This is a genomic window from Nonomuraea terrae (assembly GCF_004348995.1).
Lineage (GTDB): Bacteria > Actinomycetota > Actinomycetes > Streptosporangiales > Streptosporangiaceae > Nonomuraea > Nonomuraea terrae.
Genome location: NZ_SMKQ01000010.1, coordinates 1 through 23,710, shown reverse-complemented (window position 1 = coordinate 23,710; position 23,710 = coordinate 1). Strand labels below are relative to the sequence as shown.

Annotated in this window: 19 protein-coding genes and 1 pseudogene; 14 read left to right on the top strand and 6 right to left on the bottom strand. The window is 71.8% G+C overall.

All coding sequences use genetic code 11. From position 1 onward, the window contains the following. Positions 1 to 91 precede the first annotated feature (91 nt). Genes E1286_RS06085 through E1286_RS06075 form a run of 3 tightly spaced genes read left to right on the top strand, consistent with a single transcriptional unit; the run spans position 92 to position 4,373 of the window. Positions 92 to 688, top strand: coding sequence for a TetR/AcrR family transcriptional regulator (locus E1286_RS06085; protein ID WP_223189581.1), 597 nt, complete (start codon positions 92 to 94; stop codon positions 686 to 688). Then, positions 688 to 2,424, top strand: coding sequence for an ABC transporter ATP-binding protein (locus tag E1286_RS06080; protein ID WP_165969603.1), 1,737 nt, complete (start codon positions 688 to 690; stop codon positions 2,422 to 2,424). The genes E1286_RS06085 and E1286_RS06080 overlap by 1 nt, the downstream gene beginning before the upstream one ends. After that, a complete protein-coding gene (locus tag E1286_RS06075; RefSeq protein ID WP_132609551.1) occupies positions 2,421 to 4,373 on the top strand; it encodes an ABC transporter ATP-binding protein in 1,953 nt (650 codons plus the stop codon). Before E1286_RS06080 ends, E1286_RS06075 begins: the two co-directional genes overlap by 4 nt. Before the next feature lie 7 nt (positions 4,374 to 4,380). On the opposite strand, the gene E1286_RS06070 is transcribed toward E1286_RS06075, so the two are convergent. Continuing rightward, positions 4,381 to 5,961: an N-acyl-D-amino-acid deacylase family protein gene (locus E1286_RS06070; protein WP_132609549.1), complete on the bottom strand. Its 1,581-nt coding sequence runs from the start codon at positions 5,959 to 5,961 to the stop codon at positions 4,381 to 4,383. Positions 5,962 to 6,029: 68 nt separating this feature from the next. Further along, positions 6,030 to 7,136 carry a TetR/AcrR family transcriptional regulator gene (locus E1286_RS06065; protein WP_132609547.1) on the bottom strand — a complete coding sequence of 369 codons (1,107 nt, stop codon included), beginning with the start codon at positions 7,134 to 7,136 and terminating at the stop codon, positions 6,030 to 6,032. Positions 7,137 to 7,289: 153 nt separating this feature from the next. Here E1286_RS06065 and E1286_RS06060 point away from each other — a divergent pair, with 153 nt between their 5' ends. The 7 genes and pseudogenes from E1286_RS06060 (at position 7,290) to E1286_RS06035 (ending at position 13,751) form a co-directional block, all read left to right on the top strand. Beyond that, complete coding sequence (locus tag E1286_RS06060) at positions 7,290 to 8,726, top strand: MmgE/PrpD family protein (RefSeq protein ID WP_132609545.1); 1,437 nt, start codon at positions 7,290 to 7,292, stop codon at positions 8,724 to 8,726. Next, positions 8,723 to 9,673 (top strand): ABC transporter substrate-binding protein, encoded by a 951-nt coding sequence (locus tag E1286_RS06055; protein ID WP_132609543.1) that lies wholly within the window; start codon positions 8,723 to 8,725, stop codon positions 9,671 to 9,673. The genes E1286_RS06060 and E1286_RS06055 overlap by 4 nt, the downstream gene beginning before the upstream one ends. Before the next feature lie 240 nt (positions 9,674 to 9,913). Then, positions 9,914 to 10,501: pseudogene (locus E1286_RS49930) on the top strand (amino acid ABC transporter permease); the annotation flags it as partial. Positions 10,502 to 10,672: 171 nt separating this feature from the next. After that, positions 10,673 to 11,461: an amino acid ABC transporter ATP-binding protein gene (locus tag E1286_RS49040; RefSeq protein ID WP_342776159.1), complete on the top strand. Its 789-nt coding sequence runs from the start codon at positions 10,673 to 10,675 to the stop codon at positions 11,459 to 11,461. 31 nt (positions 11,462 to 11,492) lie between these two features. Then, positions 11,493 to 12,647, top strand: coding sequence for an NAD(P)/FAD-dependent oxidoreductase (locus E1286_RS06045; protein ID WP_132609539.1), 1,155 nt, complete (start codon positions 11,493 to 11,495; stop codon positions 12,645 to 12,647). Positions 12,648 to 12,666: 19 nt separating this feature from the next. Then, on the top strand, positions 12,667 to 13,167 hold the full coding sequence (locus tag E1286_RS06040) for a hypothetical protein (protein ID WP_132609537.1): 501 nt from the start codon (positions 12,667 to 12,669) through the stop codon (positions 13,165 to 13,167). Beyond that, positions 13,164 to 13,751, top strand: a complete 588-nt coding sequence (locus E1286_RS06035) for a hypothetical protein (RefSeq protein ID WP_132609535.1) — start codon at positions 13,164 to 13,166, stop codon at positions 13,749 to 13,751. Before E1286_RS06040 ends, E1286_RS06035 begins: the two co-directional genes overlap by 4 nt. On the opposite strand, the gene E1286_RS06030 is transcribed toward E1286_RS06035, so the two are convergent. Next, entirely contained in the window at positions 13,733 to 14,365 is a 633-nt protein-coding gene (locus E1286_RS06030) for a transmembrane-type terpene cyclase (protein ID WP_132609533.1), read from the bottom strand. The two genes, E1286_RS06035 and E1286_RS06030, sit on opposite strands and share 19 nt — an antisense overlap. A 128-nt stretch (positions 14,366 to 14,493) precedes the next feature. After that, positions 14,494 to 15,108: a hypothetical protein gene (locus tag E1286_RS06025; protein ID WP_132609531.1), complete on the bottom strand. Its 615-nt coding sequence runs from the start codon at positions 15,106 to 15,108 to the stop codon at positions 14,494 to 14,496. 84 nt (positions 15,109 to 15,192) lie between these two features. On the opposite strand from E1286_RS06025, the gene E1286_RS06020 reads away from it, so the two are divergent. Next, positions 15,193 to 17,598 carry an MMPL family transporter gene (locus E1286_RS06020; RefSeq protein ID WP_132609529.1) on the top strand — a complete coding sequence of 802 codons (2,406 nt, stop codon included), beginning with the start codon at positions 15,193 to 15,195 and terminating at the stop codon, positions 17,596 to 17,598. On the opposite strand, the gene E1286_RS06015 is transcribed toward E1286_RS06020, so the two are convergent. Further along, complete coding sequence (locus E1286_RS06015; RefSeq protein WP_165969602.1) at positions 17,583 to 19,685, bottom strand: polyprenyl synthetase family protein; 2,103 nt, start codon at positions 19,683 to 19,685, stop codon at positions 17,583 to 17,585. The genes E1286_RS06020 and E1286_RS06015 overlap by 16 nt on opposite strands. Before the next feature lie 193 nt (positions 19,686 to 19,878). Here E1286_RS06015 and E1286_RS06010 point away from each other — a divergent pair, with 193 nt between their 5' ends. Genes E1286_RS06010 through E1286_RS06000 form a run of 3 tightly spaced genes read left to right on the top strand, consistent with a single transcriptional unit; the run spans position 19,879 to position 21,972 of the window. Further along, on the top strand, positions 19,879 to 20,334 hold the full coding sequence (locus E1286_RS06010) for a MarR family winged helix-turn-helix transcriptional regulator (RefSeq protein ID WP_132609525.1): 456 nt from the start codon (positions 19,879 to 19,881) through the stop codon (positions 20,332 to 20,334). After that, on the top strand, positions 20,331 to 21,167 hold the full coding sequence (locus tag E1286_RS06005) for an ABC transporter ATP-binding protein (RefSeq protein ID WP_132609523.1): 837 nt from the start codon (positions 20,331 to 20,333) through the stop codon (positions 21,165 to 21,167). The genes E1286_RS06010 and E1286_RS06005 overlap by 4 nt, the downstream gene beginning before the upstream one ends. Continuing rightward, positions 21,127 to 21,972, top strand: coding sequence for an ABC transporter permease (locus E1286_RS06000; RefSeq protein ID WP_132609521.1), 846 nt, complete (start codon positions 21,127 to 21,129; stop codon positions 21,970 to 21,972). Before E1286_RS06005 ends, E1286_RS06000 begins: the two co-directional genes overlap by 41 nt. Before the next feature lie 57 nt (positions 21,973 to 22,029). Here E1286_RS06000 and E1286_RS05995 read toward each other — a convergent pair. Next, the coding region (locus tag E1286_RS05995) for an ExeM/NucH family extracellular endonuclease (RefSeq protein WP_132609519.1) at positions 22,030 to 23,710 on the bottom strand (1,681 nt) is incomplete at its 5' end.

Sequence of the window (23,710 nt, the reverse complement as noted above, 5' to 3'; positions counted from 1 at the left end):
CTTTCCCTCACGGTCGTGGAAAACCATTTGAACGAGTGAGTGCTCGCTCAGTAGGCTGCCCGACATGGGTAAAAGGCGTAGAGTGCCGGCCATGGCGCCGGAAGACCGGCGGGCCGCGCTCATCAGCGCCACGCTTCCCCTCCTGCGCGAGCACGGCACCGCCGTGAGCACCCGTCAGATCGCCGAGGCCGCCGGCGTCGCCGAGGGCACGATCTTCGGCGTCTTCCCCGACAAGGCCTCGCTGCTGCGGGCCACGCTGATGCACGCCTTCGACCCGGGGCCCGCCGAAGAGGCCCTGGCCGCCATCCCCGCCGAGCTCGACGTTCGCGTACGGCTGCGCGAGGCCGCCGCGGTGCTGCGAGCCCGGATGACCGACAACACCACCCTCATGGGTCTGCCCAAAGATGCGATCGCCGCCGACCCAGGGTTCCTCGAGTGGTTGATGGACTCCCGTCGCCGCATCGCCGGCGCGGTCGCCGCCGTGGTCGCCCCCGACCGCGACCGCATGCGCCGCTCTCCCGAGGCCGCGGCGCAGCTGCTGCTCATGCTGGTCGCCGTGAGCGTGCACCGCGGTTTCGGCGAAGGCGGCGACTTCGGCGACATGGACGACGAGGAGATCGTCTCCGTCCTGCTCGACGGGCTGCTCGTGCGGCCCGCCCCCGCCCCCTTCACAGAAAGCTCCCCCTGATGCTGCTCCGCCTCCTGCGGGGCCAGTTGAGACCGTACGGGAAAGAGATCACGCTCGTCGTCCTCTTCCAGTTCGTGCAGACGCTGGCCACGCTCTATCTCCCCACGCTCAACGCCGACATCATCGACCACGGCGTCGTCACCGGCGACACCGGTTACATCGTCCGCGTCGGGCTGGTGATGCTCGGTGTGACGCTCGTCCAGATCATCTGCTCGGTCGTGGCCGTCTACTACGGCGCCCGCACCTCGATGGCGCTCGGCAGTGACCTGCGCGCCGCGATCTTCCACCGGGTGCAGGACTTCTCCGCCCAGGAGGTCAACAAGTTCGGGGCGCCGTCGCTGATCACTCGCACCACCAACGACGTGCAGCAGATCCAGCTGCTCGTGCTGATGACGTTCACGCTGATGGTGGCGGCGCCGATCATGTGCGTCGGCGGCATCGTGCTCGCGCTGCGCCAGGACGCGGCGCTGTCGTCGCTGCTGCTCGTCGTGCTGCCCGTGATGATCGTCATCGTGGGCGCGATCGTGATGCGGATGCGCCCCCACTTCCGCACGATGCAGGAGCGCATCGACCGGATCAACCAGGTGCTGCGCGAGCAGATCACCGGCATCCGGGTCATCAGGGCGTTCGTCCGCGACCGGCACGAGCGCGAGCGGTTCGCCGTGGCCAACGAGCAGCTGACCGACGTGTCGCTGAAGGTCGGGCGGCTGATGGCGCTGATGTTCCCCACGGTCATGCTGGTGGTGAACGTCTCCAGCGTCGCCGTCGTGTGGTTCGGCGGCCACCGCATCGCCGACGGGACCATGGAGGTGGGCGCGCTGACCGCCGTCATCTCCTACCTGATGCAGATCCTCATGTCGGTGATGATGGCGATGTTCATGTTCATGATGATCCCCCGCGCCGAGGTCTGCGCCGAGCGCATCCGGGAGGTGCTCGACACCGAGCCGACCGTGATCCTGCCCGTGAAGCCCGTCACCCCGGAACGCCGCATCGGCGAGCTGGAGCTGCGTTCGGTGGGCTTCCGCTATCCGGGCGCCGAGGAGCCGGTCCTGAGTGACGTGACCTTCACCGCGCGGCCCGGCCGGACGACAGCGATCATCGGCAGCACGGGCAGCGGCAAGACGACGCTGCTCAACCTCATCCCGCGGCTGTTCGACGCGACCGCCGGCGAGGTGCTGGTCGACGGCGTCGACGTACGCGAGCTCGACCCCGGGGTGCTCTCCCGCGCGGTCGGCCTGGTGCCGCAGCAGCCCTACCTCTTCTCCGGCACCGTCGCCTCCAACCTGCGCTACGGCCGGCCGGACGCGACCGACGACGAGCTCTGGCGGGCCCTGGAGATCGCCCAGGCGCGCGAGTTCGTCGAGGCGATGCCCGGCGGCCTGGAGGAGCCGATCTCCCAGGGCGGCACGAACGTCTCCGGCGGTCAGCGCCAGCGTCTGGCCATCGCCAGGGCGCTGGTGCATCGGCCCGAGATCTACCTGTTCGACGACTCCTTCTCCGCCCTCGACTACGCCACCGACGCCCGGCTGCGCGCCGCGCTGGCCGAGGACATCGCCGACGCCACGATCGTCATCGTGGCCCAGCGGGTCAACACCATCCGCGACGCCGACCGCATCCTCGTGCTCGACGAGGGCCGCGTGGTCGGCAGCGGCACCCACGCCGAGCTCATGACCACGTGCCCGACCTATCGGGAGATCGTGCTGTCCCAGCTCACCGAACAGGAGGCCGCGGCATGAGCGCGCAGGCTACCGAGCGCCGTCCCCCGGTCGGGCCGGGCCCGGGCAGGATGATGGGCGCGCCCGTGGAGAAGCCGCACGACTTCGGCGGCACGCTGCGCAAGCTGCTCGACCTGCTGCGCCCCGAGCGCGCGATGCTGATCGTCGTGCTGGTGCTCGGCACGGCCAGCGTCGCGCTGACCGTCACCGGCCCCAAGATCCTGGGCTACGCCACCGACGTGATCTTCTCCGGCATCATCGGCGCCCAGCTGCCCGCCGGGGTCACCAAGGAGCAGGCCGTGGCGGGGCTGCGCGCCGGCGGCGACGCCACGTTCGCCGACATGGTCGCCGCGATGGACGTCGTGCCCGGCCAGGGCATCGACTTCACGGAGCTGGCCCAGGTGCTGGCCTGGGTGCTGGCGATCTACCTGGTGGCGGCGGCGCTCGGCATCGCGCAGTTCCGGCTGACCACGGTCGTCGTGCAGCGGGCGGCGTCCCGGCTGCGCGAGCGGATCGAGGCCAAGCTGGCGCGGCTGCCGCTGAGCTACTTCGACGGCCAGCCGCGCGGCGAGATCCTCAGCCGCGCCACCAACGACACCGACAACATCGCCCAGACGTTGCAGCAGACGCTGAGTCAGCTCATCACGTCGGTGCTGACGGTCGTGGCGGTGCTGGTGATGATGTTCTGGATCTCGCCGGTGCTGGCGCTCATCGCGCTGGTCACCGTGCCGGTGTCGATCGTCGTGACCGCCGCCATCGGCAAGCGGTCGCAGCCGCAGTTCATCAAGCAGTGGGCGTCGACGGGCAAGCTCAACGGCCACATCGAGGAGATGTACGGCGGCCACACGCTGGTCAAGGTGTTCGGCCGGCAGCAGGAGGCGGCCGACACCTTCGCCGAGCACAACCGGGCGCTGTTCGACTCGAGCTTCCGCGCCATGTTCATCTCCGGCACCATCCAGCCGGCGATGATGTTCATCGGCAACCTCAACTACGTGCTGGTCGCCGTGGTGGGCGGGCTCAAGGTCGCCTCGGGCTCGATCTCGCTGGGCGACGTGCAGGCGTTCATCCAGTACTCCCGGCAGTTCAGCCAGCCGCTGACCCAGGTGGCCGGCATGGCGAGCCTGGTGCAGTCGGGCGTCGCCTCGGCCGAGCGGGTCTTCGAGCTGCTGGACGCCCCGGAGCAGTCTCCCGAGCCCGCCGAGCCGGCGCGGCCGGAGCGGGTCAGGGGCCGGGTGGCGTTCGAGAACGTCTCGTTCCGCTACACGGAGGACCGGCCGCTGATCGAGAACCTGTCGCTCACCGTGGAGCCCGGCCAGACCGTCGCCATCGTCGGCCCCACCGGGGCCGGCAAGACGACGCTGGTCAACCTGATCATGCGCTTCTACGAGGTGACCGGCGGGCGCATCACGCTCGACGGCGTCGACATCGCCGAGATGTCGCGGGAGGAGCTGCGCGCCAACATCGGCATGGTGCTGCAGGACACCTGGCTGTTCGGCGGCACGATCGCGGAGAACATCGCCTACGGCGCCGAGGGCGCCACCCGCGAGCGGGTCGAGGCCGCCGCGGCGGCGGCCCACGTGGACCGCGTCGCCCACACGCTGCCCGACGGCTACGACACCGTGATCGACGAGGAGGGCGCGACGGTCAGCTCGGGCGAGAAGCAGCTCATCACGATCGCCCGGGCGTTCCTGTCCGAGCCGGCGATCCTGATCCTGGACGAGGCGACCAGTTCGGTCGACACCCGGACGGAGGTGCTCATCCAGCGGGCGATGAGCTCGCTGCGCGAGGGGCGCACGAGCTTCGTGATCGCCCACCGGCTGTCCACCATCCGCGACGCCAGCATGATCCTGGTCATGGAGAACGGCCGCATCGTCGAGCAGGGCACGCACGAGTCGCTGCTGGCGGCGGACGGCGCCTACGCCCGGTTGTACTCCGCCCAGTTCGCCGAGGCGGTGACGGAGGTGGAGTAGCCGCCCGTCAGGGTCGCCGCAGCACCATGCCGGGGCCGTCCGTCCCGGCGGCGAGCCGGAAGCCGTCGCCGTCCGCCGTGCGGCGGTCGACGGCCACCACCCCGTTGACGAGCACGACCTCGATGCCGCCGGGCGCGGCGGGCGCGTCGAACGTCGCGTGCTCGCCGACGGTCCCCTCGTCGAACACGACGACGTCGGCGCGCATGCCCGGCCGCAGGATCCCGCGGTCGGGCAGGCCGATCAGGGCCGCGGGCACGGAGGTCATCTTACGCAGGGCGTCCTCCAGGGGCAGGGCGCGCTTCTCCCGTACGTACTCGCCGAGGACCTTCGGGAAGGCGCCGTAGCTGCGCGGGTGGCACGGGGCCAGCCACGGCTGGTTGAACCCGTCGGTGCAGACCGCGACGTACGGCAGGGACAGGTAGCGGCGGACGGCGTCGTCGCTGCTGCTCACGTCCGTGCCCATGACGGCGTCGTCGCTTTCGTCGGGCAGCATCTCCAGGATCAGTTCCGCCACCGCCTCGGGGGTCGGGGCGGCGCCGCGCTCGGTGAGGATCTCCGCCAGCGACATACCGCGCCAGTTGCGTCCCTGGCCGTCGGTCCAGTCGAACACCACCACCAGGTCGCCGTCGCCGCCGTGGTAGCGGGTGATCCGGTCGACGATCCCGGCCTTCATCCGCCCGCGGCGGTCGGGGTCGCGCAGGTACGTGCCGATCAAGGTCGCCTTGCCCGCCGCGAGGTGCTCGCCGGGGATGAAGATGGACGGGTTCCACCCGAAGTAGGGGTACGGGTACTGGTCGCCGGCCACGTCGATGCCGTCGGCCCGCGCCGCCTCGATCGCGCTGATCACCGCCTCGGTCTTCCACCAGTTGCAGGCGCCGTCCGACTTGAGGTGGGAGAGCTGGACCCGCGCGCCCGAGTCGCGGCCGATCCTGATCGCCTCCTCGACCGCGGCGAGCAGGTGGTCGCCCTCGCTGCGCATGTGGCTGGCGTAGAAGCCGCCGTGCTCCGCCACGACCGTGGCGCACGCGATCAGCTCCTCGGTACGGGACGAGAGCCCCGGAATGTATTCGAGCCCCGTCGACATGCCGAACGCGCCGTCGGCCATCGCCTTGCCGATCACGCCCTTCATGGCCTCGACCTGCTCGCCGGAGAGGATTTCCTGATCGGCCGGAATTCCGCAGGAGGTGCGGACGAACCCGTGGCCCACGAGGGTGCCGAAATTCACCGCGGGAGGCCGCTGATCCAGCCGGGAAAGGAGATCTCCGGGCTCCCTCTGCGCCATTCCGCAATTGCCCGCGAGAACGGTCGTGATCCCCTGCATCAAATAGTTCTTGAAAAGCAGGTATTCCGGATCCCGGAAAAGGTCGAGATCGGTGTGCGTGTGGATGTCGACGAATCCGGGAGCGGCGATCCGCCCGCCTGCCTCGATGACCTCGGTGTCCGGGCCGATACGCTGGACGATCTCGTCCCGGCCGCCGACGTGGCTGATCACGCCGTCGTTCATGGCCAGCGCCGCCGCGTGCGGGCGTGCGGGATCCATGGTGAGCACGGAGGCGTCGAGGACGACGGTGTCGGCGGGAACGGGCATGGGGTTTCCTTCCGCTGGCGGCGATCAGGGATTGTCGCCACGTCCGAGAATCGCTGTCAATCGCCGTGTCATTCGCCGTCCGGCGAATGACCGTTGAGCCAAGTACGGTCGGGGAAAAGCCGGCGGACCGGCACGCCGAGTTGCTCGGCGGTGAAGCGGGCGAGCACGCGGCGGGCCGTCGGCGCCGACATGTCGCTGTAGCCGAGGGTGGTGCGCAGGGCCAGGCTCTCGGAGATGGCGACGTACCGCTCGCACACCTCGGGCAGCGGGGCGACCGGCGTGAGCGTCCCGTCCTCGACGCCGCGGCCGAACACCTCCAGCACCGCGTCCGCCCAGCGTCTCGACATGCGGACGCACTCGTCGAGAAAGGCGGGATGGCGCCTGACCCGCCCCCACACCTCCAGCCACAGCAGGTACTCCTCGAAGGTGCCCTGGTCGCTCGGGATGCTCAGCTCCAGCAGGCGGCGGACCCGTTCGACGGTGCCCAGGCGTTCGTCGCGCAGGTGCTGCAGGGTCGCGTGCAGCTGGTCGCCCGCCCAGCGGAACGCCGCCAGCAGCGCCTCGTCCTTGCTCCTGAAGTAATAGTGGATGCTCGCGTTCGAGACGCCCGCCTCGCGGGCGATGTCGGAGATGCGCGTCGCCTCGATGCCGCGCTCGGCCATGATGCGGCAGGCCGCGATGCGGATGCGGTCCTCCGGGCTGCCCGGGTCGGGGGTGCGCTCGGCGCGGCTGTGGCCCTGGTCCGTCCAGCGGCCGGCGAGCCGGCGCAGCATCTCCGCGTCGTCGCCCCCGGCCTGGACGATCTCGTCGATGCGCCGTGTCATCCGCCAGGCGCGCCGGTAGTCGACGCCGAGCGCCCTGGCCACCTGCTTCGGCCGGGCCTTGCCGGGTGATTCCATGACGGTCACGACGGCGTCCAGCCAGGCCGCGAGCGGCACCGGCGAGCCCGCGAAGGGCGTGGCCGAGGCCGGGTAGACGTGCGCGCCGCAGCTGTCGCACGCGTACGCCCGCCGCCGCGAGATCCGGTGGAACGTACGCTGCGCCGCGCACCTGCGACAGAACGAGGTGGCGCCGTCAGGGGCGTGGACGACGGTCCAGAACAGCGCCAGTGCGGCCTCTTCGCGGCCGGCGTCCTGAGCCGGTCGGCCCTTACTTGCTTCTGCAGGTATGTTCACGTCTCCGACTCTCGGTAAATGCAAGGTAAATCATTCCTTGACAGGACATCTTGGCGAATGGGATTGTTCTCCGCATCAAAGATATACCTCTAGAAACATCGGTGAAATAAATGACGAACCTGTTTCGCCGTTCTCACCGGGGAGAGGGCGCCCGTGCGCACGGACAGTGATGCCGGGACGGCCTGGCTGAGCGGCGGCTCCCCGGCGGCGGAGTTCATCACCCGCCTCACGTGGGACCAGTTGCCCGCCGAGGTGATCGAGCGGGCCGTCATGTGCCTGACCGACACGCTCGCCGCCATGCTCGCCGGCCGGACGGCCAGATCCGCCCGCGCCGCCGCCGACCTCGCGCACGCCTGGTGGCCGTCCGGCCCGGCGACGTCGATCGTCACCGGCGACCGGCTCGCCGCCCCGGGCGCCGCGTTCGCCAACGCGGTCGCGGCGAACGCCGTGGACATCGACGACTGCGGCATCTACACCTGGGGCCACCCCGGCGCCCAGGTCATCCCCACCGCGCTCGCCCTCGCCGAGGAACGGCGCCTCACCGGCCGCGAGCTGATCACCGCGATCGTGGTCGGGTACGAGGTCGCCTTCCGTGCCGGCCGCTGCGTCAACCACGAGCAGAGCACGATCCACTCCGCGGAGCGCACCTACCGGGCCTGCGGGTCATGGGGCGCCGTGGCCTGCGCCGCGATGGCCTGCCACGTCCACGGGCTCGACGAGGCGACCACCCGCCACGCGCTCGGCATCGCGGAGTACGACTCGCCCGACCTGCCGATGATGCGCGCCATCGACACACCGGGCATGGTCAAGCACGGCGTCGGGTTCGGCGCGCTGACCGGCCTGCTCTCCGCCGACCTGGCGCGGCGCGGGTTCACCGGGATCATGCCCGGCGTCGACTCCGAGCAGTTCCGCCCGTTCGTCGAGGACCTCGGACGTGACTACTACCTGCCGCACGGCATCACCTGGAAGCGGTTCTCCAGCTGCGCCTGGACGCACCCGGCGCTGCTCGCGATCGAGGAGTTGCGCACCCGGCACCCGCTGCCCGCCGCGGACATCGACCGCGTCGTCATCGAGACCTACCCCGACGCCGCCCGCCTGGGCACCCGCCTTCCCACGACGACCGAGGAGGCGCAGTTCAACCTGGCCTGGCCGGTGGCCGCGATGCTGGTCGACGGCCGCGTCGGGCCCGAGCAGGTGGCCGACTCCCGCCTCGGCTCGGCCGAGATCGTCGCGCTGTGCGAGCGCATCGAGGTCGCGGTGTCGGAGGAGATGACCCGCCGCTACTACCTCTCGGAGGTCAACGACCCGGAGGGCAGCGACTCCGCCGTGGTCACCGTCACGCTCACCGACGGCACCGTCCTGTCGTCGGGCCGCGTCGACCACGTCCTCTACCCGGAGCCCGGGTGGACCCGCGAGGAGATGCACGACAAGTTCACCTGGCTGGCCTCCGGCCACCTGGAGTCCTCGTCGATCCCACGGCTGCTGGATGCCCTGGCGAACGTGGCCTCCGCCGACGACAGCTCCGTCCTCGTACGGGACCTGGCGTCCTGCCTGATCCCGGTGCCTAGTGAGCAAGGAGCACCTGCATGAAGGCGGCACCGTTCCTGACAACTGTGATCGCGATCCTCTCGCTCGGCGCGTGCGCCCTGACCTCCGAACCGCCGACGACCACCACCGCCTCCGCCGCCGGACAGGCGAGCAGCACCGCGGCGGCCGAGCCCTCTGTGGCGGCCGACAGCGCCCTGCACGACCTGCTGCCGGAGCGGATCAAGTCGGCCGGCGTGATCCGGGTGGCGACGAACATCCCGTATCCGCCGTGGGAGATGTACACGACCGCCGGCGGGCAGCAGCCCACCGGCATCGACTACGACCTCTCCCAGGCACTGGGCGCCAAGCTCGGCGTACGCGCCTCGTTCGACCACATGTCCTTCGACGGCATGATCCCCGCGATCCAGGCGGGCAAGGCCGACATCGTCATGGCGGGGCTCTTCGACACCCCCAAGCGGCGGCAGTCGCTGGACTTCGTCGACTACGCCGAGGACGGCTACTCGATGCTCGTCGCCAAGGGCAACCCCGAGGGCCTGAAGGACGTCGCCGACCTGTCCGGCAAGACCGTCGCGGTGCAGAGCTCCACCTCGGAGGAGGCCTCGCTCGACAAGCTGAGCAAGCGCTTCGAGTCCGAGGGCAAGCCCGGCGTCACGGTGCTGCGCTTCCCCGGTGACAGCGAGGCGTTCCTGTCGATCAAGAGCGGCAAGGCGGTCGCGCGCGTGCAGGCCACCTCAGCCGCCGCGTACGCGGCCAAGACCTTCGACAACGGAAACGCGTTCGAGCTGGTCAACGCGCCGTCGGTCACCGAGCAGTTCGGCGGCGGCATCGAGGGCATCGGCGTCGCGAAGTCCGACGGCGAGCTCAGGACGGCGCTGCAGCAGGCCCTGCAGGCGCTGATGGACGAAGGGACGTACCTGAAGATCCTCGCCAAGTACGGCGTCGAGGACATCGCGCTGACCAAGGCCGAGATCAACCAGGGGACCGAGTAGGGCCGCTGACGGCCGCGAGAGAAGAAAGGCGCTGTGAGCTCCGTGGCACCCGCCGACACCACCTCCCCCCGCACCCGCGCGCGGCCGGACCGCCTCGCCGTGGTGCCGGTCCGCCGGTACGGCCGCTGGGTCGCGGCGGCACTGGTCGCGTACCTGCTGTTCGCGCTCGGCTGGTCGTTGTGGCACAACCCCAACCTCGACCTGGCGACGATCCGGCAGTACCTGTTCGCGCCCTCGATCATGCACGGCCTCGCCGTCACGATCGAGCTGACCGTCATCGCGATGGTCGCCGGCCTCGTCGGCGGCGTGCTGCTCGCGCTGATGCGGCTGTCGGCCAACCCGGTGCTGTCGGCGGTCGCCTGGGGCTACATCTGGTTCTTCCGCGGCACGCCGCTGCTGGTCCAGATCATCTTCTGGGGGTTCCTGGGCGCGCTCTACCCGAACCTCTTCCTCGGGATCCCGCTGACCGGCGTCGTCTTCGGATCCGTGCCCACGAGCGCGGTCATCGGGGCGGCGACCGCGGCCGTGCTGGCGCTGGCCACGAACGAGGCGGCCTACTGCGCCGAGCTCGTACGCGCGGCGATCATCTCGGTCGACTCGGGGCAGCGCGAGGCGGCCCAGTCGCTCGGCATGCCCTCGGGCAAGCGCATGAGGTTCGTCATCCTGCCGCAGGCCATGCGGGTGCTGATCCCGATGCTCGGCAACGAGGTCATCTCGATGCTCAAGATGACCTCGCTGGTGTCGGTCATCTCCGGGCTGGACCTGATGACCAGCGTCCAGCAGATCTACCAGCAGAACTTCAAGATCATGCCGCTGCTTGTCGTGGCGTCGTTGTGGTACCTGCTGCTGACCTCCTTTCTGACGGTCGGCCAGCACTACGTCGAACGGTACTTCGGCCGTGGATTCGGCAGCCGGCACACCGCCGCCGCGGAGCGGCGCATGGCCCGCCGGGCGGCGAACCGGGCGAAGGCCAGGTCGGTCGCGGCGCCCGCCGAGGACATGCCGGAGCCCGCCCGCCCCGACGGCGAGCCGATGGTGCGGGCCGAGCAGGTGTGGAAGTGGTTCGGCGCCACCGACGTGCTCAAGGGCGTCGACATCGCCGTCCACCCGCGGCAGACGCTCGTCCTGCTCGGGCCGTCCGGCAGCGGCAAGTCGACCCTGCTGCGCTGCGTCAACGCCCTGGAGCGGATCGACTCCGGCGTGCTGGAGGTGGACGGCGCGCGCGTCGGGCTGCGCGAGCACGACGGCCGGCTGCACGAGCTGACCGAGCGCGAGCTGTGCCGGCAGCGGGTGCGCATCGGCATGGTGTTCCAGCGCTTCAACCTGTTCCCGCACATGACCGCCATCGAGAACGTCATGCTCGGCCCGCGGCGCGTGCTCGGCCTGTCCCGCGAGCAGGCCGAGGCGGAGGCCGAGCAGCTGCTGACCAGGGTCGGCCTGCGCGACAAGCTCGACGCCTACCCGGGGCAGCTGTCCGGAGGCCAGCAGCAGCGGGTGGCCATCGCGCGTGCCCTGGCGATGAAGCCGCACCTGATGTTGTTCGACGAGCCGACCTCGGCACTCGACCCCGAGCTGGTGGGCGAGGTGCTCGACGTCATGAAGGACCTGGCCACGCGCGGCATGACCATGATCGTGGCCACCCACGAGATCGGGTTCGCCAAGGAGGTCGCCGACAACGTCGCCATGCTCGACGGCGGCGTGATCATCGAGTCCGGTCCGCCCGCCGAATGCCTGGTGGACCCGAAGGAGGAGCGCACCAGGGCGTTCCTGTCCAAGGTCCTCGCGTAATCCTTTTTCTGGTCATTGGAGGTCGTCAGCAGTGCCCGAGGTCATCATCGTCGGCGCCGGCGTCATGGGAGCGTCCACCGCGTTCCATCTCGCCGAACGGGGCGCGCGTTCCGTCACCGTCGTGGACGCGCGCCGCGCCGGCGAGGGGATGAGCAGCCGCTCGTCCGCGCTCGTCCGGATGCACTACACGTTCGAGCCGGAAGTGCGACTGGCGGTCGACAGCCTCGCCTACTTCCGCGACTGGCCGGAGCGGGTCGGGCGGCCCCCGGTCTTCCGCGCGTGCGAATTCGTGCGGATCGTGAGCCCCGGCGAGGCCGACCTGCTGCGCAAGAACGTCGAGATGCAGCGGGCGTGCGGCGCGGAGGCCGAGGTCATCACGGCCGACGACCTGCGGGAGCTGGAGCCCGGGTGGCATGCCGGCGACGTGGTGGCCGCCGCCTACGAGCCGCGCGCCGGTTACGGCGACGGCGCCGTCGTGGCGGGCGACTTCCTGTCGCGGGCGCGGGAGCTGGGCGTCGCCTACCGGCCCAACACGCCCGTCCGCGGCCTGCTCCACGACGGGGGCCGGGTGCGCGGCGTGCTCACGGACGAGGGCGAGCTGACGGCCGACCTCGTCATCCTGGCGACCGGGGTGTGGACCAGGCCGCTGGTCGCCGCGCTGGGCGTGGACCTGCCGATCGAGGCCGAGTACCACGAGGTCGTCGTCATGCGGGACGGTCCGGACGGACCGCTCGCCCGTACGGCGTGCATCGACTCGGTCACCGGCACCTATTTCCGCCCTGAGGGCGGCGGTCTGCTGCTGGGCGAGTTCGTCGGCCCGCGCGACGGGATCGACCCCGACGACTTCCCCCAGAACCCCGGCGAGCCGAGCGTGATGGCGATGGTCGAGCGGGCCGCGCACCGGGTCCCGGCGCTCGCCGAGGCCGGCATCGCCCGCGGTGTGACCGGCATCTACGACATGTCGCCCGACGCGCGGCCGCTGCTGGGCCCGGTCGCCGGTATCGACGGCCTGATCGTCGCGGCGGGCTTCTCCGGCATGGGCTTCAAGATCTGCCCGGCGGTCGGCCGCGCCCTCGCCGAGATGGCCCTGGGCGAGCCGCAGACAGTGGACGTCTCCGCCTTCACCCCGAACCGCTTCGCCGAAGGCAGACTCATCACACCCCCGTACGGCTACACCGACGACTGAATCCTGATATATCCGATCAATGCCTTTGTTACCCGAAGAGAGTCAGTGGGAGCTGCTGACCGCCGCAGGCCTGCGGAACGACTTCCAGGCCGCGTGGATCGAGGGCGACGACCGCGACGCGATCGCCGCCGAGCTCCGCGTCGACGCCACCACGACGCTCGAGTGCGACCTGGCCACCGCGCTGCGCTGGATGGGCGTGGGCTCACCCACGCCCATCCTGTGGGTGGGCCCGCACGCGCCCGGCTGGACGTTCGCGCTGGCGCTCTCCTGGGACGGGGCCGACTTCGGCGCGCTGGACCGGCGGGTCTTCGACTTCTGCTACGCGCGTGAGCTGGACGAGTTCTACGGCGTGCCGGGCGTCTACGGTGAGGAGGGGCTCGACGACCTGTACCTCAACGACGACCAGGGGGACGAGAGCGACCTCGACCCCCACCTGGTCGCCGTCGGCCGGCTCACCGGCCGCTTCGTCGACCGCGCCTGGCTCGCCGAACGGCGCACCCTGTGCCGGGTGGCCTCATGACCGGCCAGTGGGCCCTGCTGGAAGTGCGCGGGTTCGGCGAGATGTTCGCCGGCACCTGGATCGAGGGCGACGACCACGACGAGATCGCCCGCCTCCTGGGCGCCGACCCGGAGCGGGCCGTCGCCTGCGGGCTCGGCGAGGCGATGCGGGAGTACGAGCCGTTCGCGTTCAGGGAGGCCGTCTGGCTCGGCGCGCACGCCCCCGGCTGGACGCACGCCATCACCATCGCGGGGCCGCGCCTGCGCACCGACCTGCTGGGCGGCCGCAGATTCGTGCAGGTGGTGTGGGACGCCGGCGGCCTGGGCGTACACGATCTGTACTACTCGGACGGCGTCACGGCCGGGCAGCACAGCCCGGTCCGCATCGCCGACCCCGGCTGGCCCTTCCACGAGTACGCCGACGGCCTCGTGCCGAGCGGCCGGAATCTGGCCGACGTGTTCACCGCCGGAGTCTCGGCCACCGCCACGGGCAGCCTCGGGCTGTGGCTGGAGAACTGGCTGGTCCTGGCGGGCCGCGTCTCGGGACGGCTCATGGACGAGCAGTACCTCGACGCCACACGGAGGCTCTACGACATCCCGCTCTGAAGGCGCCGGCTCGTCGAACGGGCGTGCCGGAGCAGGCCGGCATAGAGCAGGTCGAGGACGGTGCAGAGCAGGCCGAGGCCGAGGGCGAACGACGAGCCGAAGACCACCCCGAACAGGAGTGTGGGCGCCAGCGTGCCGATCCACTTCGCCACGGCGATCAGCGGGGACTGGCCGCGTGTCCCGGGCCGCGCCCAGAACATCGCGATGAACAGCGCGGACATGAGCAGGTTCTGCAGGAACGCGGCGTACACCGCCGCGTCCTGCCAGCCGAACTCGGCGACGAACAGCCACTGCACGACGTAGGAGGCGGCGAAGGTCAGCACGGCCAGGCCGGCGAACATCCCGCGGCCCAGCCCCGGGAACTCGGCCCGGCCGAAGCGGCAGAACGTGACGATGATGCCGACGTCCAGCAGCGCCCAGACGAGGTTGACGACCGTCTGCGGGTCGGCACCGGCGACGAGCCCGTGCACCCCGTACATGGACTCCCAGGCGAAGTTGAGCGCCAACGCGGCCAGCGGCATCGCGTACGTGCGCTCGCGCAGGCCCACCCGGATGCACTGCACATAGACCACGGTCCAGGCCAGACCGCTCACCATCGCCAGGAGCAGCACCATGGCCGCCTCCGTTTCCCCCGCCGCCATTCCCCCCAAAGCGGCACAAACGTAGCGTAAAGCGAAATTGACTCAACGCCGGGGGCTCCCGCACGAGGGGTGCGGCCATGCCCGCACCCCTCGTGGGCCGCTCAGGCGAAGGTGAGCTTGCCCGAGCCGGTCAGCGTGGTGAAGCCGGCGGGAGTCGTGCAGTCGCGCAGGTCGGAGGTCATGGTGGCGGTGCCGCTGAAGCTCTGGCCGTTGAACCGGCCGGCGGTGACCGTGCCCTTGAGCAGGCTGTCGGCGAGCGTGGCGCTGCCCTTGTGCTCGGCGGCGAGCGTGGAGGTGGACAGGACCTTGCCCTGGGCGTCGCGCCAGGTGACGGTGCCGCTGGCGCGCAGGTCGGCGAGGCTGCGGCAGCTGGCGGTGGCCTGACCGCTCAGCTCCATCCGGCCGGAGGCGATGTTGGGCGCCTTGCCGTTGGGCGAGGAGCAGTTCTCCAGGAGGATGACCCCCTTGCCCTTGGTGAGCTGCGGCGTGGCGTCGCGCAGGGGCGGCGTGAAGGCGACGGGATTGTTGGGGGCCGTGCGCACGGAGCAGGTCAGCACGTCGGTGGGGGCGGCGGCCGCCGCCGACCTGGTCTGGGCCGCCGCGGGTGTCGCCGTCCGGGCCGAGCCCGTGGCCGCCAGGAGCGGCGCCGCGCAACCGGCGGCCACGACGGCGATGGCGATCCTGCGGGCCCGGCCGAGACGCAGCTGGTGGATCATGAAGCCTCCTTGTGTTACATGCAGTCATTCATTGACTACTCTTTGTAACACGCTTTCCCCGACAGTCACCAGGAGGCGGCCACCATGGCGGTGTCCTCACGCGCGTCCGCCGGCGGGTCCCCGCCCGTCCTGCCCGGAGGGCCGCGCCGCCCGTCCGTCTGGTGGCGGCTCGGCCACGCGGCGGCGCGCCGTCACCGCGCGGTCCTCGCGGCGTGGCTGGTGCTCGTGGCAGGGTCCTTCGTCCTGGTCCCGGGTCTGGTCGAGCGGGCCACCGCGCCCGACGTCCGGGTCGAGGGGTCCGACTCCACCGCGGGGGCGCGGATGCTGGAGCGGGGCTTCCCCCGGCTGGGCGCCGAGCAGATGATGATGGTCTTCGCCTCCACCACGCTCTCCGACGCCGACGAGCCGTACCAGCGCGCCATGAGCGACGCCGCGCGGGCGGTGGCGGCCCAGCCGATGGTGGGCGGTGTCGACCTGCTGCCACCTGTGCCGGGCCAGGACCGGCGGCGCGCGTACGCGACCGTGGGCGTGAACGGCGACCCCCGGGCACGTCAGGAGGCGGCGCCCGTGCTGCTGCGCGCCGCCGGTGACGCCGCGAGCCGGGCGTCCGGCGGGCGCGTACGCGTCCACCTGGTGGGGGAGAGCGCCATGGTGGCCGAGGTCAAGCGCACCGACCTGGCCGACCTGCGACGCGCCGAGCTGTTCGCCGTCCCCCTGGCCCTGCTGGCGCTGCTGGCCGGGCTGCGGTCGGCCGGCGCCGCCGTGACGGTGCTCCTGGTCGCCGGCACGGTCCCGGTCACCGCCCTCGGCGCGCTGGCGGCGGCGAGCGCGCTCGGTGCGGGCGTCAACACGTTCATGCTGGCCGTGGCGGCCACCGTCGGGCTGGGGCTCGGCCTCGATTACGCGCTGCTGATCCTCCTGCGCTACCGCCAGTCCAGGGCCGCGGGCCACGATCGGCCCGAGGCCGCCGCCCTCGCCGTGAGCACGGCGGGACGCACCGCGGGCTGGTGCGCGCTCGGCGTCGCGCTGACGGCGGCGGCGCTGATGGTGGTGCGCACCCCGCTGATCCGCACCATGGCGGCGGGGGTGAGCCTGGCAGCGGTGATCGCCGCGGCGGTGGCCGTGACGCTGCTCCCCGCCGCCGTCGTGGCCGCCGACCGCTGGCTGCACCGTCGCCACCGCTCAGTCGCGACGACCGGCTCCGGCGGTCTGTTGCGCCGCCACCGCCCCGCCGCGACGACTCGCTCGGGTGGGCTGCATCGCCGCCACCGCCTCGCCGCGGTGGCCGGTCCGGGAGGACTGCACCGCCGCAAGCACTCCGATGCGACGGTCGGCGCCGGCGGACCGGGCGGCCGCGACCACCCTGCCGCGGCGGGCGGTCCCGGCATGCTGGACGGCCGCGCCGACCTCGACGCGGTGGACGGGCACGGTTCGGAGGACGGGTGGGGGCGGTGGGCGCGGCATCTCATGCGGCACCCGGTCGCGTACACGCTGGTCTGTGCGGGGGTGCTGCTCGGGGCGGCGGCGCCGGTGACGGGGCTGCGGCTGGGCTTCGACCTGGACCGGCCCTCGATCGCGGAGACCGACTTCGGGCGGGGCCTCGCACACATGGAGGCCGACCGGGTCTCCTCGGCGCTGGCCGTCGTGCTGCCGCATCCGGCGGGCACGCCGCCGGTCGACACCGCCGCCCTCGTCATGGCCCTCCAGCGGGATCCCGGGGTGGCGCTCGTCCTGCCCTCCGACAACGGCCGCGACACGACCGTCGTGCTCGTCCTCATCCGTACGCACATCGACGAGCAGGCCACCACGGAGCTGGCCCGGCAGATCACCCGGCAGTTCGTCCCCGCGTCGCTGCCGCCCGGCCAGCGGGCTCACGTGACGGGGCCCAACGTGATCTTCTCCGACCTCATGGAGGAGACCACCGTTCAGCTCGGCACGGTGATCCCGCTGGTGCTGGGCTGCTCGCTGCTCTTCCTCCTGGTGACCTTCCGCAGCGTCCTGCTGCCGCTCAAGGCCGTCCTGATGAACGCGCTGGCCGTCACCGCCGCGTTCGGCCTGCTCACCCTGGCCACCCGCCACCTGCCGCACCTGGTCGGCGACGAGGTCAACACGCTGATCCCGCTGCTGGCGTTCACGCTGGTGTTCGGCCTGTCGATCGACTACGAGATCTTCCTCATCCACCGCATCGCCGAGCACTACCACGCCCACGGCGACAACGAGGCCGCCGTCGTCCACGGCCTGCGCCACACCGCCCGCCCCATCACCGTGGCCGCCGCCGTCATGGTCGTCACCTTCGCCGCGCTGCTCACCGCCGACCGCCACCACCTGGTGCAGCTCGGGCTCACCGTCGCCGTCGCGATCGTCCTCGACGCGACCGTCATCCGGCTGGCGCTCGTCCCCGCGCTGATGCGGATCCTCGGCGCCCGCAACTGGTGGCTGCCCGCCTCGCTCGCCCGCCTCCTGCCGGCCGCCGGTCACTCGTCCAGGTGACGCCGGGCGGCGTAGAGGCCGAGCGCGCGGATCATGACGGTGTGGTGGTTGCCGGGCAGGAGCGCCTGGAGGGGTGCCCAGGCCTCGTCCACGGCGCGGCGGGCGTCCTCCAGGGCGGCCGCGACGGCGCCGCAGCCGTCCAGGGCTCCGGCGACCGCCACCGCGGCGGCGGGATCGGCGTTCCCCGCGCGGACGATCCCCCAGATCTCCCGCAGGCGGGGCCGGGGCAGCCGGGCGACCGCCAGGGCCAGGGGATAGGTGACCTTGCCCTCCCTGATGTCCTCGCCGGGCAGCCTGGCCACGCGGGAGCCCGGATCGCCCGGAACGGCCAGCACGGCGCGCAGGTCCGCGACGTCGTCGGTGATCTGGTACGCCAACCCCACGGCCTCGAAGTACGCGCTGATCCGCTCCAGCAGCTCGCCTTCGGCGCCGGCGAGGATCGCGCCGAACTCGCCGACGCCGCGTACCATTCCGCCGGTCTTGAGGCGGTGTGTGGTCCGCACCCGCTCCAGCACGGTGGCCGCGTCTCCCGTGGCGACGGCGGCGTCCATGGCGTCGTGGTGGCCGAGGATGTCGAGCGCCTGGCCGGCGTGGTTGCGGCGCATGCCGTCGAGGTAGGCCTGGTAGAGGCGGAGCCGCCGGTCCGGATCGTCCGGCAGCAGGTGGCGTACGACCTGGTCGAAGACGAGGTACGCGTGCGTCCCGGTGTTGATGGCGGTGGCCTGGCCGAACACCAGGTGCACGGCGGGCCGCCCGCGGCGCACCGGCGCGTTGTCCTCCACGTCGTCGACCATGAGGCTGGCCGTGTGCATCAGCTCGGCGAGCGCCAGCAGCGCACGGTACGGCTCGCTGCTGACGCCCTGCATCTCCATCGCGGCGACCGCGGCGTAGCTGCGCCAGCCCTTGCCCATGGCGTCGGCCAGGTGCCGGACCGGCGCCACCAGCGCGCGGTGCAGCGGCTCGGTGACGACCTCGACGGGCCAGCCGGAGGCGGGGGCGAGCCCGGCCAGCGCGGTGATCGCCGCTGGGTCGGGCGCGTCGGGATACAGGCGTACGACCTCGGCGTGGGTGAGCTCACGCAGGCGTTCCATGTGGTCTTCGAAGTCGGTGATCCGGTTGACCGGGAGGACCTCCAGCCGGCCGTCGCCGCGTACGGGCTCGCCGTGCAGCTCGCCCTCGGCGGACGCGGCGGCCTCCAGGACGGCGCCCAGCCGGAAGACGGTCTGCCGTTCCTGCTCGGGGAAGCAGGCGGCGACCCGGAGCGACAGGCCGGGGGCCTCGATCCGCCAGACGGTCGGATACGCGTTCAGGGTCCGGGCCGACGTCCAGCGCTCGCCCGGCTCCAGGTGAGCGGGGGCCTCGTGACGGGAGCCGTCCGGCGCGACCAGCACCACGGAGGCGGGCCGCCGGGGGGTTCGCGCGGCCACCACGTCCCAGCCGTTGTCCAGGTGCAGGGCGATCCACGTCCGGCGGTCGTCGGCCGCATCGGCGGCGCGCTGGTACAGGGCCAGGCCGGTCATCGGCACGGACGCCTGCCCGGGCCGGCGCCACGTGGCCTCCGCCGCCAGCCGGGGCACCAGCTCCACGTCCGGGCCCGCGCCCCGCACGGCCGGCTTGAGCGCGCGCAGCCGCAGCTCCCAGGTCTCGTCGTCGCCGCGCACGACGACGTGGTGACCGCCCTCGGCCGGCGCGGACAGCTCGGCGACGCCGCCGAAGTCGAGCTCCAGCCGATCCGCCGCCACGGCCGCCCGGCCGGGCAGCGGCAGGTCCGGGGCGATCGGCCGCCGGCCGGAGCACGCCTCCCTGATCGCCTCGCCGACGTGGGGGTCCCACCCCGTGGCGGCGTCGAGGCGAACCAGCTCCACCGCGCCGCCGTCGCTCCACGTCCGTGCCCGATAAGCCGCACGACCGGGGACGCTCACCGACCAGCAGCACGCGTGGGCGGCGCGGTGAGCGAGGAAGGTGAGCATCACCCGGTGTTCCTCGCCGCGCTCGTCGCGCAGACAGGCGGCGATGCGCCACTCCTCGTGACCGCGGTCCACCTCGACGGGCCCGCTCTCCACCTCGGTAGTCGGCTCAGGCGTCACTGCGGCGGCTCCTTGTCGGCGACGGTAGGCGATCGGGTGATCGCGGATTGTCATGATGATGGATCCGGCGCCGAGCGGCCACCGGATCGGGAGGGTTCGTACGTCCACCTCCTCGGCCCGCGTGAGCTGCGGAATCGTGGCCGTCGTCGGGAGTGCCTTCCGGATATGTCGTAAGCAGAGCTAATATTTTGGCATGAACATGGCGGATCTGCCCGACGCCCTGGCCGGCGTCATGGCCGGGATCAACCGGCTGATCCGGCGCAGGCTGCGTCAGGAGCTGGCCGGGCCGCGGTTGCGCGGCGCCCAGGTGGAGCTGCTGCGGCTGGTCGCCGACAACCCCGGGGTCAGCGTCTCGGCCGCGGCCAAGGAGCTCTACCTGGCCGGCAACTCGGTCTCCACGCTGGTCAACCAGCTCACCGACGCCGGGCTGCTGCGCCGCGAGACGCGCAGCGACGATCGCCGCTCGGCCCGGCTGCTGCCCACGCCGGAGGGCGAGGCGCGGCTGCTGGCCTGGCGCGAGCGGCGTACGGCGGTTTTCCGCGAGCTCGTGGACCGGCTCGGCGAAGACGACCGCGCGGCGCTGGTGGCCGCGCTCCCGGCACTGCGCAGGCTCGCCGACGGCCTGCAGGAGGAGGTGACTTCAGCGTGACGGACGACACGCCGCCGACGGCGGACGCGGTCACGTGCACCGGGCTGACCTACGCGTTCGGCGGCTCCAAGGCCGTCGACGGGCTCGACCTGACGGTCGCGTCCGGCGAGGTGTTCGGCCTGCTGGGGCCCAACGGCGCCGGCAAGACCACCGCGATCCGCTGCGTGACCACGCTGCTGCCCGTCCCGGCCGGCATGGTCCGGGTCTTCGGGCATGACGTGGCCGCCAACCGGATGGCGGTGCGCCGCCTGCTCGGCTACGTGCCCCAGCAGCTGTCGGCGGACGGCAACCTGACCGGCCGCGAGAACGTCGCGCTGTTCGCACGCGTCTTCGACGTACCGCGCAAGGAGCGCGCCCCCCGCGTCGCCGAGGCGCTGGAGGCGGTCGGGCTGGCCGAGGCCGCCGACCGCATGGCCGGCACGTACTCCGGTGGCATGATCCGCCGGCTGGAGCTGGCTCAGGCGCTGGTCAGCTCGCCGCGCCTGCTGATCCTGGACGAGCCGACGATCGGGCTCGACCCCATCGCCCGCACCGGCGTGTGGGAGCAGATCATGGCGGTGCGCGCCGCCAGCGGGATGACCGTCCTGGTCACCACGCACTACATGGACGAGGCCGACCAGTACTGCGACCGGGTCGCGCTCATGCACAAGGGGCAGGTGCGCGCGCTCGGCACGCCGGGGCAGCTCACCGACGAGCTGCGCGACCGCCGTGGCGACGGCTCGTCCCCGACGCTGGAGGACGTCTTCCGCGACGTCGCCGGCAGCGGCCTCGACGAAGGAGGGGAGTTCCGCGATGTCCGCCGCACCCGCCGCACCGCCTCCCGCGTCGGCTGAGGGCCGAGGGCTGCTGCTCACCCCGCCGCGCTCCCGGCCGGCCTGGCGGCTCGTCCCGGCCAGGGTCGCCGCGATGTGCGTGGTGGAGCTGCAGAAGCTCCGTCACGACCGCACCGAGCTGTACACCCGCGCGATCCAGCCCGCCCTGTGGCTGGTGATCTTCGGGGAGACGTTCAACCGCATCAACGTGATCCCGACGGGCGGCATCCCGTACCGGGACTATCTGGCGCCCGGGATCATCGCCCAGTCGACGATGTTCATCGCCATCTTCTACGGCATCCACATCATCTGGGAACGCGACTCGGGTGTGCTGACCAAGCTCCTGGTCACGCCGACCCCGAGGGCCGCGCTGGTGGCCGGCAAGGCGTTCGCCGCCGGGGTGAAGGCGATCGTGCAGGCCATGGTCGTGCTGGTCATCGCCGCGCTGCTGGGCGTGACCCTGAGCTGGAACCCGCTGCGCCTGCTCGGCATGATCGTGGTGGTGGTGCTCGGCTCGGCGTTCTTCGCCTGCCTGTCGGTGACGATCGCCGGGATCGCCCGCACCCGCGACCGGCTGATGGGCATCGGGCAGGCCATCACCATGCCGCTGTTCTTCGCCTCCAACGCGCTCTACCCGACCGCGTCCATGCCGGACTGGCTGCGGGTCATCAGCGCGATCAACCCGCTCAGCTACGAGGTGGACGCGCTGCGCGGGCTGCTGCTCGGCACCCCCGCCAACCTGCCGCTGGACTTCGCGGTCCTGGTCGTGGCCGCGGCACTGGGCATCACGGCGGCCTCGGCGCTGCTCGGGCGGCTGGCCCGCTGAGCGGCGGCCGCGGGCCATGACGGTCACCATGGCCCGCGGGCTCCTTCAGCGGCTCCTTCAGAGGTCGAGCCCGATCAGCAGCGGGTCGTGGTCGGAGGAACGGTAGGGGCCGGGCCCGTACAGGTACGGCGGGTTGAACTCGGTGTTGTAGTCCATGAACCGGCCCTCGTCGGCGTTGATGTGCCAGATCGTCGCGCCGGTCACCCGCTTGGCCAGCTTCCTGTCGGCCAGGACGTGGTCCAGCTCGCCCGACAGGCCCTCGAAGACGTAGCTGTAGCGGTCCTTCGCCGGGACGAACTCCTTGCTGAGGCTGGTCAGCCCGCCGCGCTCGAAGGCGTGGATCGGATCCTCCTCGCCGTAGGCGTTGATGTCGCCGACGACGAGCGCGTTCTTCAGCCTGAGGTTGTCGATCAGGTCGAGCACCGCCTCGGCCTGCTTGACGCGCTTGGCGTTGTAGCAGCTCTGGCCGTCGCCCTGGTCGGCGTCGGCGCCGGTGGCGGGGCCGTCGGCGTCGGTGCAGCCCTTCGACTTGAAGTGGTTGACCAGGATGGTGAAGCTCTGGCCGCCCTTCCTGTCCGCCTTGCGGAACGTCTGCACCAGCGGCGGCCGGTTGAAGATCGGGTCGGACGACGAGCGCGCCGCGCCGACCGGGGTGAGCTTGGCCGGCTTGTAGATCAGCGCGGTCTGGATGGCGTCGGTGCCCGGGTTCGGGTGGGTGATCCCCTTGTACGTGCCCGCGCCGGCCTTGGCGTTCAACGCCTCGACCAGGGCGTTCAGCGCCACGTCGGCGTTGCGCTCGACCTCCATCAGGCCGGCGGCGTCCGGGTCGAGCGCGAGGATGGTGGAGACGAGCTTGGCGAGCTGGCGGTCGCGCTCCGCGGCCGTGGTCGCGCCGCGCGAGTCGAGCGTGGTGAACCAGTTGAGCGTGTTGAGGCTCGCCACCCGCACGTCGCCGCCGACCTTGCGGGGCGCGGCCGGGCGCGGGTTCTCCGCCTCGAAGACGACCGGCCGGGTGGGCTCGACGCGGTAGACGTCGAAGCCGTAGGTCAGCACGCCGGTCAGGTCCTCGACCTCGTCGCCGAGCCGCACGGTCTCCGACCCTTCGGAGTGGTACGGCAGCCGCGCCGGGTTCTGCACGCCGGAGCCGTCGTCGAGCAGGATCGAGCGCCGCGAGTCCTTCTCGGCGTCGACGCCCTCGCGGTCGGTCGGCTGCCACAGCCGGCCGCCCTCGGCGAGCAGGATCTCGCCGAACCGGCCGAGGTTGTAGATCTCCGAGGCGGCCAGGTCGTCCTTGAACGTGACCAGCATGTTCTCGTAACGCTCGAACGTGACGCCCCTGTCGAGCGGCAGGTCCAGCACGGTCGGCCTGACAGAGCCGGAGCCGCAGACGTCGACCGCGGTGGCGGGCGAGATCTCGGTCAGGCCGTTGAACTCGATCGCCTTGCCGGAGACGAGCACCCGGTCACCGGTCTTCACCGGCGCGGACGAGAACACGAACAGGCCCTCGGAGGTCGCCGGGTCGCCGTCCGGTGCGGCGCTTTGCAGGTAGAAGCCGCTGAGCTGGCCGTTCGCCTGGAAGTCGCCGGTGACGACGCCCTCGACGCGGACGTCCTGGCCGGCGACCGGGCTGTTGTCGCCGGCGCCCTGCACCTGCGCGATGGTGTGCGTGGCCGGGGTGTCGCACGTGGGCGTGGGCGTGGGCGTGGGGCTCGGGGTCGGCTCCTCGCCGCCTTCGCAG

Bases quoted from the DNA above. Each gene is read 5' to 3' on its own strand.
- E1286_RS06085 (WP_223189581.1), top strand. From the start codon at position 92: ATGGCGCCGGAAGACCGGCGGGCCGCGCTCATCAGCGCCACGCTTCCC.
- E1286_RS06080 (WP_165969603.1), top strand. From the start codon at position 688: ATGCTGCTCCGCCTCCTGCGGGGCCAGTTGAGACCGTACGGGAAAGAG.
- E1286_RS06075 (WP_132609551.1), top strand. From the start codon at position 2,421: ATGAGCGCGCAGGCTACCGAGCGCCGTCCCCCGGTCGGGCCGGGCCCG.
- E1286_RS06070 (WP_132609549.1), bottom strand. From the start codon at position 5,961: ATGCCCGTTCCCGCCGACACCGTCGTCCTCGACGCCTCCGTGCTCACC.
- E1286_RS06055 (WP_132609543.1), top strand. From the start codon at position 8,723: ATGAAGGCGGCACCGTTCCTGACAACTGTGATCGCGATCCTCTCGCTC.
- E1286_RS49040 (WP_342776159.1), top strand. From the start codon at position 10,673: ATGCCGGAGCCCGCCCGCCCCGACGGCGAGCCGATGGTGCGGGCCGAG.
- E1286_RS06040 (WP_132609537.1), top strand. From the start codon at position 12,667: ATGCCTTTGTTACCCGAAGAGAGTCAGTGGGAGCTGCTGACCGCCGCA.
- E1286_RS06035 (WP_132609535.1), top strand. From the start codon at position 13,164: ATGACCGGCCAGTGGGCCCTGCTGGAAGTGCGCGGGTTCGGCGAGATG.
- E1286_RS06030 (WP_132609533.1), bottom strand. From the start codon at position 14,365: ATGGTGCTGCTCCTGGCGATGGTGAGCGGTCTGGCCTGGACCGTGGTC.
- E1286_RS06025 (WP_132609531.1), bottom strand. From the start codon at position 15,108: ATGATCCACCAGCTGCGTCTCGGCCGGGCCCGCAGGATCGCCATCGCC.
- E1286_RS06020 (WP_132609529.1), top strand. From the start codon at position 15,193: ATGGCGGTGTCCTCACGCGCGTCCGCCGGCGGGTCCCCGCCCGTCCTG.
- E1286_RS06010 (WP_132609525.1), top strand. From the start codon at position 19,879: ATGAACATGGCGGATCTGCCCGACGCCCTGGCCGGCGTCATGGCCGGG.
- E1286_RS06000 (WP_132609521.1), top strand. From the start codon at position 21,127: ATGTCCGCCGCACCCGCCGCACCGCCTCCCGCGTCGGCTGAGGGCCGA.